Source organism: Planococcus daihaiensis (genome assembly GCF_049262615.1).
Lineage (GTDB): Bacteria > Bacillota > Bacilli > Bacillales_A > Planococcaceae > Planococcus.
This window is the reverse complement of sequence record NZ_CP175504.1, coordinates 933550-951238: the sequence shown is the minus strand read 5'-3', so window position 1 is coordinate 951238 and position 17689 is coordinate 933550. Positions and strand designations below refer to the sequence as shown.

Sequence of the window (17689 nt, the reverse complement as noted above, 5' to 3'; positions counted from 1 at the left end):
ATGTCAAAGAAAGCTCCAAAAACCAATGCGGCTCGCATCCTGGACCGCGAAAAGATACCCTATGAGCAGCTGCAATACAGCAGTGACGACGGGAAAACCGACGGCGTATCAGTCGCCGCGAAAATCGGTTTTCCGGTTGAAGCCGTCTATAAAACGCTGGTGGCAGCTGGAAATTCCAACAGCCATTACGTCTTTTTGGTTCCGGCAGCAGCTGAACTGAATTTGAAACTGGCCGCGAAAGCCTGCGGTGAAAAGAAAATCGAAATGGTGCCGGTAAAAGAGATTTTGCCGCTTACCGGCTATGTGCGCGGCGGCTGTTCGCCGCTGGGCATGAAAAAGCCGTTTCCGACTTTTATCGCCAGTGAAGCGGCGGACCGCGAAGAAATCATTGTCTCCGCAGGTAAGATCGGCGCACAATTAAAACTGTCGCCACACGACTTATTGCAAGTATCGGGCGGACAACTGGCGGAGTTGACGGATGCCCGTTGAACATTTGCTTTTCGTCAATCCGGCGAAAAGTCTTTAATAGAAAGAAGGATGGCGGATGACTGTTTCTATGTATTATCGGTGGCTGTTCTTCCTGGTCGGCATGATGGTGTTGGGACTGGGAATTACGATGACCATCAAAGGCGATCGCCTCGGCATCGGCCCGTGGGATGTCCTGCATGTCGGTCTGTATCAGAATTTCGGATTGACCATCGGCAGCTGGGCAATCATTGCGGGCTTTGTGTTGATCAGCGTCACATCGCTTGTCCGGCGCAGGTGGCCGCAATTCGGCACCCTATTGAATATGGTGTCGATCGGATTATTTATTGATCTGTTCAATTTTCTTATTCCGGATATCGAGTCGATGGCAGGCCAAATACTCATTTTTACAGCGGGCATCATTGTGATGGGCTATGGCGTCGGCATGTATGTGGCGCCAAAAATGGGAGCGGGACCTCGGGATGATCTGATGCTGATCCTCGTGCAGCAGACGGGGTTCAGCGTCAGTGTGATCCGGACGGCGATTGAAGTGACCGTTGCGGTATTGGGCTGGTTGCTCGGCGGCCCGATCGGCATTGGCACGGTGATAATCGCATTGCTGCTCGGCCGTATTGTTCAAATATCGCTCGTGCAATGTGAAACGCTGCTGAAACGGCTGATCCTGAAACGTCAGGACGAACTGCCGCCAATTTTAAAACTGTGAAAGATAAGGCCCGGTGCTTGCCGGGTCTTTTATTGTGCCTAAATTTTAATGTCGAATAAAAGCTGATAGTTGAACATGCGAAAAGCATGTGTTATAAATAAAACCTAGTAAGACTATTGGTTTTGTTTATTATACCATTGAAGAGAGCAGGCGTTCAAATATGGGAAGAGAATTTGTGGAGATATTCGATGAATGGGTTCATACCTATGATGACTCTGTCAGCGGCCATGACCCGGAATACGCTTCAGTTTTTAAAGGTTACCAGGAGATTTTAGCAGCAGTCTCCAATAGAGCGGCAGGACCTGTCGTCGAATTTGGCACGGGCACCGGGAATCTGACAGCCGCGCTATTGGAGCGTGGTTATGATGTTGTCGGCATCGAGCCGAATGCAGCAATGCGCAAAGTGGCAAAAGAGAAATTTCCGGAGATTGTTCTTCTGGACGGCGATTTTCTGAATTTCGATTTGCCGGCAGCGCCGAAGAGTTTTGTCAGCAGTTATGCGTTCCATCATTTGACGGATGAGGAGAAAACAGAGGCGATTCAGCTTTACGCGTCAATTCTGCCACGTGGAGGCAAAATCGTCTTTGCGGATACCGTGTTCGAATCGGAAGAAGCGAAATTGGGACGCATTGTCTACGAAGAAGGCGAAGAGCATCCAAACCTGGTGGAGGATTTAAAGCGCGAATACTATACAACGGTGCCCGTGCTGAAAGCGATTTTCGAGAAAAATGGATTTGATATAGAATTTACCCCGATGAATGATTACGTCATCCTGATGGATGCAACCAAACGATGAGAGGAAGATTCATATGAAAAAAATGAACGTAGAAAGTTTCAACCTTGACCATACAAAAGTAGTGGCGCCGTACGTGCGTCTGGCCGGAGAAAAAACAGGAGCAAACGGCGATACAATCCGCAAATACGATATCCGTTTCAAGCAGCCGAACAAAGAGCACATGGAAATGCCAGGTCTTCATTCCTTGGAGCATATGATGGCGGAACACAGCCGCAACCATTCGGACCAGATCATCGACATCGGGCCAATGGGCTGCCAGACAGGCTATTATCTATCATTGATCAACCACGATGACTTTGATGATGTATTGCGCATCATCGAAAACACGTTGGAAGATGTCATCAAAGCCGACGAAGTGCCGGCCTGCAATGAAGTGCAATGCGGTTGGGCAGCAAGCCACAGCTTAGAAGGCGCGAAAGAATTGGCGCGTGAGATGCTGGCGAAAAAAGATGAATGGCACCAGGTTTTCGTCCACGAAACTGTTTGAGGAGAAAAGATATGAAATTTGCTACAGGCATCCAACAATTGATCGGTGATACACCGCTTTTGGAACTGACGAATATGGACATTCCGAACGGCTGTCGCATTTTTGCCAAACTGGAATATTTCAATCCGGGGGGCAGCGTCAAAGACCGCCTGGGTGTTTCTTTAATAGAAGATGCTGAACGCCGCGGCGTTTTGAAGCCCGGTGGCACAATGATCGAGCCGACTGCCGGAAACACAGGCATCGGTCTCGCGATTGCCGCCATCGGCAAAGGCTATAAAGTGAAATTTGTCGTACCCGAAAAATTCAGCCAGGAAAAACAAGGGCTGATGCGCGCACTTGGCGCAGAAGTCATTAATACACCGACTGAAAAGGGTATGAAAGGCGCCATTGAAAAAGCCCAGCAGCTTGCAAAAGAAGAGCGGGCTTTTTCACCCGCGCAATTTTCAAATCCCGCCAATCCGGAAACGTATGTCCGGACGCTTGGCCCTGAATTATGGCAGGCGCTTGAAGGGGAGATCAATGTATTTGTCGCGGGAGCGGGTTCCGGTGGCACATTTATGGGCACGTCCCGCTATTTGAAAGGGCAGAACGCAACTATAAAGACAGTAATCGTAGAACCGGAAGGCTCAATTTTGAACGGCGGTGAATCCGGAGCGCATCTGACAGAAGGCATTGGAATGGAGTTTCTGCCCGATTACATGCACACGTCTTATTTTGATGCCATCCACACAATCACCGACCGCGAAGCTTTTGCGGCGTTAAAAGAATTGGCGAAACGGGAAGGCTTATTGGTCGGCAGCTCTTCCGGAGCGGCATTCGTTGCTGCTCTGCGGGAAGCTGAAACCGCCAAACCCGGCAGCCACATCGTTACGGTGTTTGCTGATTCCAGCGAACGTTATATGAGCCAGGATATTTATAATAGAACCTTCGAGGAGGAAAATTGATGAGAGCCAAAACGAGATTGATTCACGGCGGCATTGTCGGAGATGAAGCGACGGGCGCAGTCTCTACGCCGATTTACCAGGTAAGCACCTATAAACAGGAAGCTGTCGGCAAATTCAAAGGCTACGAATATTCACGTACCGGCAACCCGACGCGCCACGCGCTGGAAGAGCTGATCGCGGATGTCGAATACGGCCACGCCGGATTTGCATTCGGTTCTGGTATGGCGGCGATTTCATCGGTCATGATGCTGTTCTCGGCAGGCGACCACGTGATCCTGACGGACGACGTATACGGCGGCACTTACCGTGTCATGAATAAAGTGCTGAACCGCTTCGGCTTGGAATTCACCTTTGTGGATACCGGCAATCTAGAAGAAGTGGAAGCGGCAGTTCAGGAAAATACAAAAGCGATTTTCATTGAAACACCGACAAATCCATTATTGAAAGTGACGGACATTGAAGCTGTGGCGAAATTTGCGAAATCGAAAGGTCTACTAACGATTGTCGACAATACATTCATGACACCTTATTTGCAGAGCCCGCTCAAGCTTGGTGCGGATATTGTGCTGCACTCTGCCACGAAATACATTGGCGGACACAGCGATGTGGTGGCGGGGCTTGTTGTGGTGAATACTGAAGAACTGGCAACAGATCTTCATTTTGTCCAAAATTCAGTCGGCGCCATTTTAGGGCCGCAGGATTCATGGCTGTTGATGCGCGGATTGAAAACACTCGGCATCCGCATGGAAGAAACGGGCAGCAACGCCCAAAGAATCGCTGAATTCCTGAAAGGCCATGACGCTGTTGGAACGGTCATTTATCCGGGACTGCCCGAGCATAAAGGCCACGAGTTGATAAAACAACAGGCTACCGGTTTTGGCGGGATGATTTCATTTGACGTGGGCAGCAAAGAAAAAGCGGGCGAACTTCTGGCGAAATTGAAATACTTCACATTGGCCGAAAGCCTGGGCGCGGTCGAGAGCCTGATTTCGGTTCCGGCTCAAATGACGCACGCTTCGATTCCAGTCGAGCGCCGCGCAGAACTTGGTATTGTGGAAGGCTTGGTCCGAATTTCGGTCGGCATTGAAGACGTGGAAGATTTGATCGAAGACCTGGAGCAGGCATTGGAGTAATAAAAATTTTAGATAACGCAGAAAAGCCGCCTATATGGCGGTTTTTTATTTTATTCATATATCGTTAAGCAGGTAATAAATAGTATATTTTAGAAATAAAAGCAAAACTATTTACCTAATAATTCGGAAGTCGAAATAATCTATATACCCTATTCTTTTGAAATGTCTGGCATGTTAATATTTTATTAGTTTTAAAAATTCTGACAAATTTGAAAGGGGTAAAATAAATGATTAAAAGCAAGTGGGTTTCGATATTATCAGCAAGTGCGTTAACGCTCTCTTTATTGGCGCCGGCAGCATTGGCGACACCGACAGAAGCTGTGCCTTCTGCAGTCGATTGGAATGCTGAGCGATACGGGGAAAGAATCGATATTGACCAAAGCCTCCACGAACTGTCACAGGACGCTGAGTTCTTAAAAGAAGCGGAAGCGAAAATCAAGGCGCAGGCAGGATCTTTAAATGATGAAGCTGATGGAAATGGCGACGAAGCTTCAGCGGATCCAGACTTTACATACGATGGCGGAACAAAATTATTCCTTGACCGCAATTTGGCGTTCAAAGAGTTCACGCTTCGCAGTGTGGGCGACAACGTCGAAATCTGGGTAGCAAAAGATTTGGCATACGGTCCCGATAATCCGAAACCGGCTGACGTCGTGACACAAGGCCAAGTGGATCTATTGCGTGATGAATTCGAAGGCAATATTTACCCGGTGGCGACGGATTTCTTCGGAACACCGGATTCGTTGGATGGCTCCAATTCTCCACTGCCAGGAATGGTCGGGCTGCCTGAAGGGTATTACGAAGGCTCGGATAAAGTGATCATGCTTGTTGATAACGTCCAGGATCAAGGATGGAACGATCCATCGTATCCTTTCTTCGTAGCCGGTTTCTTCTGGCAAACGCTTGAAAATTATACAGACCGCAACATCATCACAATCGATACGAATTCATGGGAAACACGTCTGGAGAGCACATTCTTCGGGACAACAATCCATGAACTCCAGCATTTGATCCAGGCGGATAATGACCCTTCTGAAGAAACTTGGTTAAATGAAGGGATGTCCACGTTCTCTGAATTCCTGGGAGGCTATGGCCACGGCGAAGGGTCCATCAACTTCTATTTGGACCACCCGGAAAACTCGTTAGTAAACTGGGATGAGCATGGAACAGCTGAAACTGGGCCTGAAACAATTGCGGATTATGGTCAGGTTTACTTGTTCACACTCTATATGTACGACAAATTCGGCCAGGAATTCATTCGTGAACTGGCAACTGATGGCGACAACCAGGGTATGGCAAGCGTCAACAAAACGCTGGAGGACTATGGCACAGGCTTAACATTTACAGAACTGTACCAGAACTTCATGACGGCGTTGACTTTGGATAACTCGGATGTGAGCAGTGACTATAATATCGACAGTATTGACTTGCGCAATCTGCCAGTTGGCACGGATGGCGAAGTGCGCGGCAAAACAGTCGACTTTGAAAAAGCATTAACATTTGAAAAAGAAGGCGTACCGGCATGGGGCGGCGACTTTAAAGAATTCGACTTCGGCAAAGATGTGCGCGGCCTTGAATTCGACGGCGTAGATTTCCTGCCATTGCAATGGGGGACTGTTGCGAACCCGGTGGATGCATCGGAACAAGTATTGCATGCTGATAACGGTGATGAAGCAGATCAGGCCTTGATCTTCGGTGCAACTGTTCCAGCTGACGACGCTGTGCTGACGTTCGATCATTACTACGATATTGAAGAGGGTTGGGATTACGGTGTTGTTCAGGTTTCCACTGACAATGGTGAAACGTGGACTTCTCTTGAAAATGACAACACACGCACGGATGTAGTTGAAGAAGGCTATCCGAAAATTAAAGAAAACGTTCCAGGATTCACGGGCCATAAATTGGATTGGTCAACCGAAACATTCGACCTTGCAGCTTATGCCGGACAAGATGTCTTAGTGTCATTCCGCAATTTGACGGATTGGGGTTACAACGACACAGGCTGGTTCATCAAAAATGTTCAATTGGGCGACTTTTCCGCTGATGGATCTTCTACAGAACCATTCCAGTCACTTGGCCAATTAAAAGGTGAATACGTCGATTTTACAACTACATTCATCCAAACGAAGAAAAATGGCCAACAGCACGTTTTCCACGTTGACCCGTTCAACGTGACGGAAAAAGAAGCTTTGGATCTTCAAAACGTCCTGCGTGAAGGCAATGTGAAAATGATCACTTCTTACGCTGCAGCAGCAGGTGAGCGTGAAGCAAAGGATTTCACATATGAAGTATTATACAAAGAAGATAACCCGAACAAAGGCAAAGGCAAAAACAACGGAAAAGTTAAAAATTAAGAATTGATCAAAAAGCGGACTGCGGTCCGCTTTTTCTTTTAGTCAAGATTGCGTTATGATAGGAGGGTAGAATAATCAGGAATATGAAAGGAAGATTATATTGTCAAAAAAATTAGATGCTTTCTTGAACGACAACCTCAACGAACTTAAAGAGCAAGGTTTATATAACGAAATCGACCCGGTTGAAGGACCGAACGGACCAATTATCAAAATACGCGGAAAAGACCTCATCAATTTGTCATCAAACAATTATCTGGGCCTCGCAACTAACGAAGACCTGAAGCAAGTTGCCAAAGATGCAATCGATAAATACGGCGTCGGTGCCGGTGCCGTCCGCACAATCAACGGTACGCTCGACCTTCACGTGAAGCTGGAAGAAAAACTGGCGGAGTTTAAAGGGACGGAAGCTGCGATTTCATACCAATCGGGCTTTAACTGCAATATGGCGGCAATTTCCGGTGTCATGGATAAAAACGATGCGATTCTGTCGGATCAGTTAAACCACGCATCCATCATTGACGGCTGCCGTTTGTCCAAAGCGAAAATCATTGCCTACAAACATTCGGATATGGAAGACCTTCGTGCTAAAGCGAAAGAAGCGACTGAATCCGGCTTATACAATAAAGTGATGGTCATCACGGACGGTGTCTTTTCAATGGACGGAGACATTGCAAAACTTCCGGAAATCGTGGACATTGCAAAAGAATTTGACTTGATCACGTATGTCGATGATGCGCATGGCTCTGGCGTTACCGGCAAAGGGAAAGGCACCGTGAAGCATTTCGGCCTTGAAAAAGAAGTTGACATGCAGATGGGGACGTTGTCAAAAGCGGTCGGAATTGTCGGCGGTTATGTAGCCGGCAAGCAAAACCTGATTGACTGGTTGAAAGTCCGCTCGCGTCCATTCCTGTTCTCCACAGCTGTTACTCCTGGCGATGTTGCCGCAACCACGGCTGCAATCCAGATGATCATTGATTCCACCGAATTGCATGACCAGCTGTGGGAAAATGGGGATTACCTGAAAAAGGGCCTGAAAGAATTGGGCTTTGATATCGGTGAGTCTGAAACACCGATCACGCCTTGTATCATCGGTGAAGAGAAACTGTCACAGCAATTCTCGAAACGACTCTTCGAAGAAGGCGTCTACGCTAAATCGATCGTCTTCCCGACAGTACCCAAAGGCGCAGGCCGCGTCCGCAATATGCCAACTGCGGCCCATACCAAAGAAATGCTGGACCAGGCGATTGCGACATACGAAAAAGTCGGAAAAGAGCTTGGGATTATTAACTAATTGAAAAATCGCCCCACCGGACAATGCCGGTGGGGCGATTTTTTTGGGTTAAGCGATGGGTTTCTTCATACGCTCAAAACTTTTTTCCAAAGTATATTTTTGCACGCCGCGAGCTGCGCCAACACTTTTCTCCACTAAAGAATAAAAGCGGGCATCATTCTTTTCAAAAGCGATCAAAGCCTCGATGGAATGCTTCATCCAAGGTTCGGGGATCCCTTTACTGATATCCGCGGCCCGTTCGAGATCACCGGATGCTACCGCTGCGTGCGCCAAATAATAACTGCGCATCGGCTCTCGGTCAATCCCCTCAGCATGCTGTTGCGCAATGCTGGATTGCCCGCGGTAAATGGCCAGTAAAGTGCGGTAAACCGATTGCATGGTCGCTTGTTTGTGTACAGCTAAAATCCGTTCAATCGCATTTTCAATATCCTGATCACTTCCGTGGCCCAGGGCATATGGAAAAGCAAAAATTGCTTTGAAGCGGTTTCGTTTTATATACCGCTCAATCTGGCGCAATGAATTGGAAAAGTAAACAGCATAAATTCCCGGCAACACCATTGTCACCAGATATAGACTAATTACTATGAAAAAAACCAGCCATCGGGATGTGCCGATGGAGATTAAAAATGACGTAACAGCCATTCCGGTGAGGAATATCGCAATCAATCGCAGGGATTTCATGAGCCACCTCCAATAAGAAAGTATGAATAAGATTTATTTTACTGTAACCCTTTTCATGAAAGGCTTTTTACCAGTATATCAAAAACAAGTCCATGCTGGGATTCTTAAATTCATTGTGTTTTCAAAGAGAACAATTTATAATGTCGGTATAGCAAAGACTGTTGTATCAATGGTTAAAGATGTAAATTTGTGTTTTTACAGAGGACATATGTTTTAGCTGAGAGGGGTTTATTTGATGAAACGAATTATGATTACTGGTGCCTTGGGGCAGATTGGTTCGGAATTGACGGGAAAACTGAGAGAAATTTACGGAGCAGACAATGTTTTGGCGACGGATATCCGTCCTTCTGATGATACAAGCGGGCCGTTTGAAATTCTGGATGTTACGGATGCGCAGAAAATGCGCGATTTGGCGAAGGATTTCGAAGCCGATACGATGCTGCATATGGCTGCCTTATTGTCGGCAACAGCAGAAGAAAATCCATTGCTTGCATGGAATTTGAATATGGGTGGCCTGGTGAACGCGCTGGAAGCGTCACGCGAACTCGGGATGCAATTTTTCACGCCAAGTTCAATCGGCGCATTTGGCCCGTCAACACCGAAGAACGACACGCCGCAGGACACGCTGCAGCGCCCGACAACGATGTACGGCGTCAATAAAGTCGCGGGCGAACTGCTATGCGATTATTATTACCAGAAATTCGGCGTCGACACGCGCGGTGTCCGGTTTCCCGGGTTAATTTCGTATGTAGCCCAGCCAGGCGGCGGCACGACAGATTACGCCGTGGATATTTACTACAAAGCTTTGGAACAGGGAAGCTACACTTCTTATATTGCTAAAGGAACCTATATGGACATGATGTATATGCCGGACGCCCTTCAGGCGATCATTGATCTGATGGAAGCGGATGGGGATAAATTGGAACATCGCAATGCGTTCAACGTAACGGCGATGAGCTTCGAACCGGAAGAGATTGCGGCTTCTATCCGCAAGCATATTCCTGATTTCCAGATGAACTACGATGTGGATCCTGCCCGCCAGGCAATCGCAGACAGCTGGCCGGACAGCATCGATGCATCCGCCGCGAAAAAGGAGTGGGGCTTCAAAACCACCTACGACCTGGACGCGATGACGGAAGACATGCTCGAAAAGTTAAAAGCAAAACTGCAAAACGCATAAAACTTAAAATAAAAACGCCCTCCGCAACCGCGGAAGGCGTTTTCTCTTTTATTAGAATAGTAGATGTGCAACACCGGCAATGATTGGCAAAGCAATCACTGTGCGGAGAAGGAAAATTACAACAAGGTCGAAGAAGTTTACCGGAATTTTAGAGCCGAGCAATACTCCGCCCACTTCTGACAAGTAAATCAGCTGTGTAACAGACAAAGTTGCGACGACGAAGCGCGTCAATTCAGATTCGATTCCTGCACCAAGAATGGCCGGCAGGAACATATCAGCAAAACCGACCACCATCAATTGGGCCGCATCAGCTGCTTCAGGAATGCCGAGCAAGTTCAAGTATGGCACGAAAGGTGCGCCAAGAACAACAAAGGTTTGTGTGTATTCAGCAAGGATCAAGGCAATTGTTCCGAATGCCATAACTACCGGTGCAACACCAATCCACATATCCAAAACGTTTTTAAAGCCGTCTTTGAAGAACTTGCTTGCAGAACGGTTGCTATCGGCTTTTTCGAGCGCTTTTTCCATGCCGTGTGTAGCAACATTGTATCCTTTGGGAACATCTTCCGTCTGAGAATCCTGCTCGGTACCATCCATGAACGTTGTCGGTTTACGGGTTAATGGATAGATACGCGGCATGATCAACGCAAGAATGACACCTGTAAGGATGACAGTTCCGTAATACGGAAGGAAATAACTTGCGAGACCGATTTCACCGATAACGACAATCGCAAACGTGATCGATACAACCGAGAAAGTTGTTCCGATAATTGCTGCTTCACGTTGCGTATATTTATTGGCTTCATACTGCTTGCTTGTTAGGAGAACACCGATTGTTCCATCACCGACCCAAGATGCAAGTGCATCAATAGATGAACGGCCAGGAAGACGGAACAAAGGCCGCATGATTTTCATCATCATGGAGCTGAAAAATTCCAGCAGACCGAAGTTCATCAATAGCGGCAATAGCAGTCCAGCAAATAGGAAGATAGTGAACAGGAACGATAATAATCCATCTCCAGAAAGAAGAAGGCCACCTGTATATTCATTCCAAATAGGTTCTGGTCCAACTTGGAACAGGACCATGAAAGCGAAAACTGCAGCCAAAACGCGTGTAATCGTCCAGAATATGTGGACATTAAAGAGTTTGTCGAAGAACGGTACGTCTTCGTCTGTATTCGGTTTTTTGGTTATGTATACCAATGATCCCAGTGCAGCTATCGACAAAATGACGAGCAGGATCCATGGAACCACTGATTGAATCTGATCCGCCATCCAGTTGGCCAGGACTGCGATGGTAACCATCCATTCCGTATCACCATCAGCATTAGTTGTTGGAACAGGAACCAGGAACAGCAGAATTCCGAGTAATGAAGGAATTAGAAATAAGAGCCATGTGGACGTAGAAAACTTTTTCATTAACTTTCCCCTTTTCTTAGTGTATTTCGAAACATTCTGATTACCAATTATACAGCATTCTTCCCCAAGAGAACGCTTTCAGTAATATTGTTTTATTTTATCTGAAATGAAAAGAAAAAACACCCCCAATTTCAATTAAGAAAAGAGGGGTGCGAAATTCTAGAAAGTTTTTTCGAAATCATCGTCCCAGCGGTAGTTATAAAATCGTTCCTGTGTGAGCCAGTTTTCAGTTTCTGTATCCCCTTGAGCCAGTTTATGCTCCATTTCTTCGAGCATCCAGGCCGTCTGTGAAATATGTGCTTTCATGGAAGCCATTTTCTGGTCTCTGACCGGGGTAATGTCATAGACAATATCCGGTTTGCCGAGAACGTCCAGCGTATTATTGGCAAAAGCTACGCAATGCAGCTTCGGCCGATCCTTCATCCGGCGCACAGCCCGGACAACCGCACGCGCGGTTGCTTCGTGATCGGGATGGACGGCAAAGTCCGGGTAAAAAGTGATGATTAAAGATGGATTCAATTCTTCTATCAGATCAGTCATCATGCCGACCATTTTTTCGTCATTTTCAAATTCAATCGTTTTATCACGCAAGCCCATCATGCGAAGGTCCGTCAGACCCATTGCTTCCGCAGATGCATGCAGCTCTTTTTTTCGAATTTCCGGCAGTGATTCCCGTGTGGCAAATGGCGGATTCCCTAAATTCCTGCCCATTTCGCCAAGCGTCAGGCAAGCGTATGTAACCGGCGTTCCCTGTTTGATATGTGTCGTGATGGTTCCCGAAACTCCGAACGCTTCATCGTCCGGGTGAGGGAATACGACCAATACATGTTGTTCTTTTGGTATCGTCATTTCTTTTCCCCCTCAATAACTGAATGGTGTTTCGCTGATTTCCAGCGCAACCGCAAGTTTTCCCGTACCGTCGTGCCCCGCGAGCAACAAGCGGCCTTCGTCATCCATTTCGTAATGGGTGATGCCTTGTGCATATACCCAGCCATGCGGCAATTTCAATCCGACACGGTGCGGGCTGTCTCCGACAACTTTGCCCAATTCATAATTGATGACAACGTTGCGGATAAAAGCTCCGGCATTAAAAAACGCTTCATTGAAATGGCTGGCATAGGATCCATTCGTGGTTTCCAGGTGAAGATAAACATCTTTCCCGGCGAACGCATCCAATTGGACCTGCAATTTCTTCACTTCGACTAATTCCACGATAAAACCCTCCTCTGGCAATCCGTATTTTTTAAGTATATGGAAAAAATACTGAGAATGCGATTAGTTAGCTCTCTGGGTTTCGAAATAATGAAAAATGATTGAGGGGGGCTATGGAATGAAATAGTAAACCCCTCACACAGTTTGAGGGTTTTGTTTTTTATTCTGGAGCAGCAAATACAGCATGAGAAGTACGAAAAGGGAGAACATACTGCCCATATTTATATACACTGCCATCATTTCATCGACATCCATGAAATTCATAACAAAATCAGGGCCAATCAAAAACAGAGGAATAATGACTGTAATCCATGTTTTTGACCAAATGGCGCCGATGATGAAAATGATCACGCCAACCGCCGCAATGATCCACATCACTTCTCTGGATGGAATATAGAACGGTTGAAAATAAAAGATATCAAGGAACAATACTGCAGACATCAGGCCAACTGTAATCAGCTGAATACTGATGAAGATGGTGAGCTCTTTTTTGGTTGACCATTTCTTCGTTGCCATCTGCCGAAATGTGACAATATAAGCGCTAATGCTTGCCACTGCAATCAATGGGAAAGCGATTAACTTTAATAATGAAAAGCTCAAATCGCCCCTGATGGCAGAACCTGTTATAAAATAGGCGATTAACAGAAGGATGAACATAGGCATGAGTTTAACGAGCCCGTAAAAATCAGTTGTCATTTCATTGCTGATATTTTTCATATAAGCTTCAGGTGATCCTCCTGTTACCGTATCCAAATTTTTGCCGCGGCTTTCGGCATCTTCAAGATGTCCCCGCAGCTCCTCTGTAATTTCCTTGATCTCGCTGTCTTTTTTCCCTGAAGTCATCAAATACAATTTCAAATTGGCAATGAATTCCTGACTGTCTTTTGACAAAACCATTATATTTCCTCCTTCACGAGTCGATTGACCGATTGGGATAAACTGTCCCAGCGTTCCTTGAATTCCAGGTACTCCTGTTCACCTGCGGGGGTGAGTGTGTAATATTTTCGTTTCGGTCCGCTTGGTGATTCTTTCATGACCGATTTTACGAAACCCTCTTTTTGAAGCCGCAGCAGAACCGGATAGATGCTGCCTTCGCTGACCATCCGGAATCCATAGAGCTCCAATTTCTCGATCATTTCATAGCCATAGGTTTCGCCTTTTTGAATGATGGCCAACAAACAGCCATCGAGAATTCCTTTAAGCATTTGGCTGGATGACATCGCTTCACTCCATTCTTCTATATGGCATAGCAAGTTACTGCGTTGTAATGCAATATAGCACGTGAATAAAATGAATGTCAACTATATTGTTAAACAAGTTAGCGATCTTTTCAGCAGGAGTTTTTGTGCTCCAAAGAGAACTAAATAACTTGAGAAGTTAAGGGGCAAAGGGGAGAAAGAGATGATTCGAATCATCAGGTTATCAGAATGTACAATTGAACAAGGGGTAGAAGCATGGAATAAAGGATTTGAAGGCTACCATTTTGACATGACGACAACGCCAGAAGCCTTTACCAAAAGGATGATGCAGGAAGAGCTGTCGAAAGAATTATCGGTAGTAGCTTTTGATGGGAAACTGCCAATAGGCATCGTACTGAACGGGATCAGGGAATCTGCTGGCAGAAAAATTGGTTGGAACGGCGGAACTGGAGTCGCAATGTCCTGGCGCAAAAGGGGCGTGGGCTTGCAGCTGATGGAGAAGACGCTGGAACTCCTGAAAGAACAAGAGGTGGAAATTGCCACACTTGAAGCCATTTCGAGTAATGGCAAGGCAATCGAGTTATACAAGAAGCTGGGCTATGACATCGTTGATAAACTGCACTTTATGAAATTGGATGGAGCAGTGGAAAAGCCTGAAGCAACGGAGTCAGCGCATTATCAAATTCGGCAAACGAGTCCTGAAGAAATTGCTGCCTTGCCTTTTTACCGTGGCGATTTTCCGTGGCAGGTTCAATGGCAGAGTGTTAGAGATGGTGAAGGAATATTGGCATTTAATGAAGAAGGAGAGACAGTCGGCTACGCGATTTTCCGGAAAATGAAGGATGAACATGGCAATCATTCACGGACATTGTTGTTTCAATGCGAAACAGCACCAGATAAAAGGGAGCGTGAAGAAATATCGAGGATTTTAATGAATGAAGTTTTCGACAATTTTGATGATACCATCAGCCGGACAGCAATCAACGTGCCGGTTTCAGGGAATTCTCTGACTTATAAAACACTTAAACACCTTGGATTTGTGAAAAACATAGAACAGGTATTTATGAAGAAAGAGCTATAGAGGAAAAGAAAAGGAGGACGCATTTTTTGCGTCCTCCTTTCTATTTGGAGAATCAGAAATTACAACTCCAATACTTCCACTTCTGTTTTCGGAAATTTATTCGCAGCACCGTGCATGACAGGGCCGACGTATTCGTTCAGCTTCCAGCCGTGTTCGATGGCCGCTGAAACGAAAATTTTGGCGTTCAAAACAGCATCCTTCACGGATTGGCCGTTGGCGATATTCGCCGTGATGGCAGCTGCGAATGTGCAGCCGGCGCCGTGGTTGTAATCAGTATCCGTTTTCGTTGCTGTCAGCAAATAATGTTTTTCGCCGTCAAACAGCAAATCAGCCGCTTTTTCGTGCTTCAACTGCTTGCCGCCTTTGACGACAACAAATTGCGCGCCGCTGGCATGGATTTTCTCAGCCGCTGCCTGCATTTCTTCAACCGTGCTGATGCGGCCGAGACGCGATAACTCTCCAGCTTCGACAAGGTTCGGCGTTACCACTTTAGCGTTTGGCAATAAATACTTGATCATGGCATCGACGTTTTCAGGGAACATAACTTCCGCTTCACCTTTGCAGGCCATAACCGGATCGATGACGACGTCTTTGATGCCGGAAGCGGCAATCGCTTCGCCAGCCGCCTGGATGATTTCAGCTGTCGGCAGCATACCTGTTTTGAGTGCATCAACACCCGTGGAAAAAGCGGTTGTCATTTGTGTTTTTATTGTATCAACAGGAATCGGGTGAACTCCGTGGCTCCAATTATTATTCGGATCCATCGTGACGATGACCGTCAACGCGTTCATCCCGTAAGTTCCGTGTTCCTGAAAAGTTTTAAGGTCAGCCTGGATGCCGGCACCGCCGGATGTATCGGATCCTGCAATTGTTAATGTTTTTTTGAGTGACATGTATATGACTCCTCCAATAGATAGAATGTTTGCTATGTTTCATTTTAACAAAACGCCCTGCATTTACAATCTATTGGGCTTCTGAGGCCATAATAGAAGAAATGACGTGAGCGCACCGACTATTGCAAAAAGCGCTGCAAAAATTCCCATTACCGGGTTGCCGCTTTTAAAAAGACCAAATGCTATAAGAAATGTTAAAATGGTAGCAATTGCGATGACAGCACCCAGACAGCCGACACCAGCACTTTTGGCGCTTTCAGGAGCAGTATCGCCTTTTGTCGAAGATACGGTTTTGATTTTATTCAGCCAGTCAGACATGGGCATCGCTCCTTTATAGAAATATCGTACCACGGGAATCGCCTGAAAAAAATAGAAAGAGGGATGTCAATTGGCTAAGGATCCGAAACTGACAGAGGTAGAACGATTGCTGGAAGAAATGAAGGGCAAAGAAGGCACCGAGGAATCCGGCTTCTGGAAATCCATAGGAGTGATGATGAGCGTTTTCCGCAATTCATTCCTTGTAGTGATTGTTATATTATTGCTCCTGCTCGTGGCATTGCCGCTTGGCACCTGGTGGATGATCCAGGGCAGCACAGCGACAGAAAGCAAAGGCGCATTTTTGGAAAGGATGCAGGATTTGAATGAATTATCAAGTGCTGAAGCTTTCTCGAAAGTCATTATTGAACGACAGGACAATGCCGTATTCGGCCGTGAAATCGGTATCGACCTGCCAGGTACCAAACGCCAGCTGCTGGTGGTAATTCCAGGGTCAGTCCGTGCCGGCATTGACTTTTCGGGCATAACGGAAGAAGATATCGTATTGGATGAAGAAGGAAAAACCGCAACGCTTACGTTGCCGAATGCCGATTTCCTGGGAGGTCCCGAATTGTTTATGGACCAGGTCGAAGTTTATTCCTATGAAGGATTATTCAGAGGCGGCGGCGATATTTCCGAAGCCTATGAATTGGCGGAAGAAGCGAAGCAATTGATGCTGGAAGAAACACGGGGCCAGGGAGTGCTTGAACTGGCGGAAAAAAATGCAGCACGCTCGGTCGAAGAGATGTTCCAATTGGTTGACTATGACGTAACCGTAGAGTTTGAAGACTGAGGAGTGGTGGCGATGGCGAAAAAGATCCTTTCCAACGATTGGCAGGAAGTGGTTGGGGGAGAATTCGATAAACCTTATTACTTGGAGCTTCGCGAATTTTTAAAGGATGAATATGAAACGGCCACGATCTATCCGCCTAAAGGTGAAATCTGGTCAGCTTTTGAACATACGGCTTTCCGGGACGTCAAAGTTGTGATTCTTGGCCAGGATCCGTATCACGGACCGGGACAGGCGCATGGCTTGAGCTTTTCCGTCAAACCCGGCGTCAAGATTCCGCCGAGCCTGCGCAATATGTTCAAGGAATTACAAGAAGATATGGGCTGCGAAAAACCTGCGAATGGCACTTTGACCAAATGGGCAGACCAGGGCGTCATGATGCTCAACACCGTTTTGACCGTTCGGCAGGGCGAAGCCCATTCGCATCGGAATAAAGGCTGGGAGATTTTCACGGACGAAGTGATTCGGAAATTATCGGAGCGGAATGAGCCGGTGATTTTCGTGTTATGGGGCAGGCCCGCACAAACGAAAAAAGGGCTGATCGATTTGGAGCACCATGATGTCATCGAAGCGCCGCATCCAAGTCCGCTGAGCGCAAGCCGCGGATTCTTCGGCAGCAAACCTTATTCAAAAGTGAACAGCCTGTTACAACAACGCGGAGAAACGCCAATCGATTTCTGTCTGGACTGACGTTAGTCGTTAAGCCGTGTTAAAATAAGGGACGA

The 17689-nt window shown here is 46.7% G+C and carries 20 protein-coding genes; 12 read left to right on the top strand and 8 right to left on the bottom strand.

The window, feature by feature from the left end; all coding sequences use genetic code 11:
* The 8 genes from ybaK (at position 1) to DHX103_RS04440 (ending at position 8194) form a co-directional block, all read left to right on the top strand.
* A complete protein-coding gene (gene ybaK, locus DHX103_RS04475; RefSeq protein ID WP_422124072.1) occupies positions 1 to 489 on the top strand; it encodes a Cys-tRNA(Pro) deacylase in 489 nt (162 codons plus the stop codon).
* A gap of 55 nt (positions 490 to 544) precedes the next feature.
* Positions 545 to 1189 (top strand): YczE/YyaS/YitT family protein, encoded by a 645-nt coding sequence (locus DHX103_RS04470; RefSeq protein ID WP_422124071.1) that lies wholly within the window; start codon positions 545 to 547, stop codon positions 1187 to 1189.
* Between the two features lie 160 nt (positions 1190 to 1349).
* Entirely contained in the window at positions 1350 to 1985 is a 636-nt protein-coding gene (locus tag DHX103_RS04465; protein ID WP_422124070.1) for a class I SAM-dependent methyltransferase, read from the top strand.
* A gap of 13 nt (positions 1986 to 1998) precedes the next feature.
* Entirely contained in the window at positions 1999 to 2472 is a 474-nt protein-coding gene (locus tag DHX103_RS04460) for an S-ribosylhomocysteine lyase (RefSeq protein WP_422124069.1), read from the top strand.
* Positions 2473 to 2483: 11 nt separating this feature from the next.
* Entirely contained in the window at positions 2484 to 3416 is a 933-nt protein-coding gene (locus DHX103_RS04455; RefSeq protein ID WP_422124068.1) for a PLP-dependent cysteine synthase family protein, read from the top strand.
* A complete protein-coding gene (locus tag DHX103_RS04450; protein WP_422124067.1) occupies positions 3416 to 4549 on the top strand; it encodes a bifunctional cystathionine gamma-lyase/homocysteine desulfhydrase in 1134 nt (377 codons plus the stop codon). Before DHX103_RS04455 ends, DHX103_RS04450 begins: the two co-directional genes overlap by 1 nt.
* A 227-nt stretch (positions 4550 to 4776) precedes the next feature.
* The gene (locus tag DHX103_RS04445) at positions 4777 to 6903 is read left to right on the top strand and encodes a peptidase M6 (protein ID WP_422124066.1); all 2127 of its coding nucleotides are present in this window, start codon (positions 4777 to 4779) and stop codon (positions 6901 to 6903) included.
* Positions 6904 to 7003: 100 nt separating this feature from the next.
* Positions 7004 to 8194 (top strand): glycine C-acetyltransferase, encoded by a 1191-nt coding sequence (locus tag DHX103_RS04440; RefSeq protein WP_422124065.1) that lies wholly within the window; start codon positions 7004 to 7006, stop codon positions 8192 to 8194.
* 48 nt (positions 8195 to 8242) lie between these two features.
* On the opposite strand, the gene DHX103_RS04435 is transcribed toward DHX103_RS04440, so the two are convergent.
* Entirely contained in the window at positions 8243 to 8875 is a 633-nt protein-coding gene (locus tag DHX103_RS04435) for a hypothetical protein (protein WP_422124064.1), read from the bottom strand.
* 235 nt (positions 8876 to 9110) lie between these two features.
* Here DHX103_RS04435 and DHX103_RS04430 point away from each other — a divergent pair, with 235 nt between their 5' ends.
* Complete coding sequence (locus DHX103_RS04430) at positions 9111 to 10055, top strand: L-threonine 3-dehydrogenase (RefSeq protein ID WP_422124063.1); 945 nt, start codon at positions 9111 to 9113, stop codon at positions 10053 to 10055.
* A gap of 51 nt (positions 10056 to 10106) precedes the next feature.
* On the opposite strand, the gene DHX103_RS04425 is transcribed toward DHX103_RS04430, so the two are convergent.
* The 5 genes from DHX103_RS04425 to DHX103_RS04405 all read right to left on the bottom strand — a co-directional run bounded on the left by DHX103_RS04425 (position 10107) and on the right by DHX103_RS04405 (position 13906).
* A complete protein-coding gene (locus tag DHX103_RS04425) occupies positions 10107 to 11474 on the bottom strand; it encodes a YjiH family protein (protein WP_422124062.1) in 1368 nt (455 codons plus the stop codon).
* 159 nt (positions 11475 to 11633) lie between these two features.
* On the bottom strand, positions 11634 to 12323 hold the full coding sequence (gene bshB2 / locus DHX103_RS04420; protein ID WP_422124061.1) for a bacillithiol biosynthesis deacetylase BshB2: 690 nt from the start codon (positions 12321 to 12323) through the stop codon (positions 11634 to 11636).
* A gap of 12 nt (positions 12324 to 12335) precedes the next feature.
* A complete protein-coding gene (locus DHX103_RS04415; RefSeq protein WP_422124060.1) occupies positions 12336 to 12686 on the bottom strand; it encodes a YojF family protein in 351 nt (116 codons plus the stop codon).
* 135 nt (positions 12687 to 12821) lie between these two features.
* Positions 12822 to 13583, bottom strand: a complete 762-nt coding sequence (locus DHX103_RS04410) for an HAAS domain-containing protein (RefSeq protein ID WP_422124059.1) — start codon at positions 13581 to 13583, stop codon at positions 12822 to 12824.
* Positions 13583 to 13906: a PadR family transcriptional regulator gene (locus DHX103_RS04405; RefSeq protein WP_422124058.1), complete on the bottom strand. Its 324-nt coding sequence runs from the start codon at positions 13904 to 13906 to the stop codon at positions 13583 to 13585. Before DHX103_RS04405 ends, DHX103_RS04410 begins: the two co-directional genes overlap by 1 nt.
* Positions 13907 to 14087: 181 nt before the next feature.
* Here DHX103_RS04405 and DHX103_RS04400 point away from each other — a divergent pair, with 181 nt between their 5' ends.
* Entirely contained in the window at positions 14088 to 14966 is an 879-nt protein-coding gene (locus DHX103_RS04400) for a GNAT family N-acetyltransferase (protein WP_422124057.1), read from the top strand.
* A 59-nt stretch (positions 14967 to 15025) separates the two neighbouring features.
* Here the strand turns inward: DHX103_RS04400 and thiD are convergent, their stop codons facing one another.
* Both thiD and DHX103_RS04390 read right to left on the bottom strand, forming a co-directional pair.
* The gene (thiD, locus tag DHX103_RS04395) at positions 15026 to 15859 is read right to left on the bottom strand and encodes a bifunctional hydroxymethylpyrimidine kinase/phosphomethylpyrimidine kinase (protein ID WP_422124056.1); all 834 of its coding nucleotides are present in this window, start codon (positions 15857 to 15859) and stop codon (positions 15026 to 15028) included.
* 63 nt (positions 15860 to 15922) lie between these two features.
* A complete protein-coding gene (locus DHX103_RS04390) occupies positions 15923 to 16177 on the bottom strand; it encodes a hypothetical protein (RefSeq protein WP_422124055.1) in 255 nt (84 codons plus the stop codon).
* Between the two features lie 70 nt (positions 16178 to 16247).
* Here DHX103_RS04390 and DHX103_RS04385 point away from each other — a divergent pair, with 70 nt between their 5' ends.
* Together DHX103_RS04385 and DHX103_RS04380 are read left to right on the top strand one after the other, a co-directional pair.
* Positions 16248 to 16967, top strand: coding sequence for a DUF4230 domain-containing protein (locus DHX103_RS04385; RefSeq protein WP_422124054.1), 720 nt, complete (start codon positions 16248 to 16250; stop codon positions 16965 to 16967).
* Between the two features lie 12 nt (positions 16968 to 16979).
* Positions 16980 to 17654 carry a uracil-DNA glycosylase gene (locus DHX103_RS04380; RefSeq protein ID WP_422124053.1) on the top strand — a complete coding sequence of 225 codons (675 nt, stop codon included), beginning with the start codon at positions 16980 to 16982 and terminating at the stop codon, positions 17652 to 17654.
* Positions 17655 to 17689 lie beyond the last annotated feature (35 nt).

Bases quoted from the DNA above. Each gene is read 5' to 3' on its own strand.
- DHX103_RS04470 (WP_422124071.1), top strand. From the start codon at position 545: ATGACTGTTTCTATGTATTATCGGTGGCTGTTCTTCCTGGTCGGCATG.
- DHX103_RS04450 (WP_422124067.1), top strand. From the start codon at position 3,416: ATGAGAGCCAAAACGAGATTGATTCACGGCGGCATTGTCGGAGATGAA.
- DHX103_RS04425 (WP_422124062.1), bottom strand. From the start codon at position 11,474: ATGAAAAAGTTTTCTACGTCCACATGGCTCTTATTTCTAATTCCTTCA.
- DHX103_RS04380 (WP_422124053.1), top strand. From the start codon at position 16,980: ATGGCGAAAAAGATCCTTTCCAACGATTGGCAGGAAGTGGTTGGGGGA.
- DHX103_RS04460 (WP_422124069.1), top strand. From the start codon at position 1,999: ATGAAAAAAATGAACGTAGAAAGTTTCAACCTTGACCATACAAAAGTA.
- thiD (WP_422124056.1), bottom strand. From the start codon at position 15,859: ATGTCACTCAAAAAAACATTAACAATTGCAGGATCCGATACATCCGGC.
- DHX103_RS04410 (WP_422124059.1), bottom strand. From the start codon at position 13,583: ATGGTTTTGTCAAAAGACAGTCAGGAATTCATTGCCAATTTGAAATTG.
- DHX103_RS04390 (WP_422124055.1), bottom strand. From the start codon at position 16,177: ATGTCTGACTGGCTGAATAAAATCAAAACCGTATCTTCGACAAAAGGC.
- DHX103_RS04430 (WP_422124063.1), top strand. From the start codon at position 9,111: ATGAAACGAATTATGATTACTGGTGCCTTGGGGCAGATTGGTTCGGAA.
- DHX103_RS04405 (WP_422124058.1), bottom strand. From the start codon at position 13,906: ATGTCATCCAGCCAAATGCTTAAAGGAATTCTCGATGGCTGTTTGTTG.
- bshB2 (WP_422124061.1), bottom strand. From the start codon at position 12,323: ATGACGATACCAAAAGAACAACATGTATTGGTCGTATTCCCTCACCCG.
- ybaK (WP_422124072.1), top strand. From the start codon at position 1: ATGTCAAAGAAAGCTCCAAAAACCAATGCGGCTCGCATCCTGGACCGC.
- DHX103_RS04400 (WP_422124057.1), top strand. From the start codon at position 14,088: ATGATTCGAATCATCAGGTTATCAGAATGTACAATTGAACAAGGGGTA.
- DHX103_RS04445 (WP_422124066.1), top strand. From the start codon at position 4,777: ATGATTAAAAGCAAGTGGGTTTCGATATTATCAGCAAGTGCGTTAACG.
- DHX103_RS04435 (WP_422124064.1), bottom strand. From the start codon at position 8,875: ATGAAATCCCTGCGATTGATTGCGATATTCCTCACCGGAATGGCTGTT.
- DHX103_RS04465 (WP_422124070.1), top strand. From the start codon at position 1,350: ATGGGAAGAGAATTTGTGGAGATATTCGATGAATGGGTTCATACCTAT.
- DHX103_RS04455 (WP_422124068.1), top strand. From the start codon at position 2,484: ATGAAATTTGCTACAGGCATCCAACAATTGATCGGTGATACACCGCTT.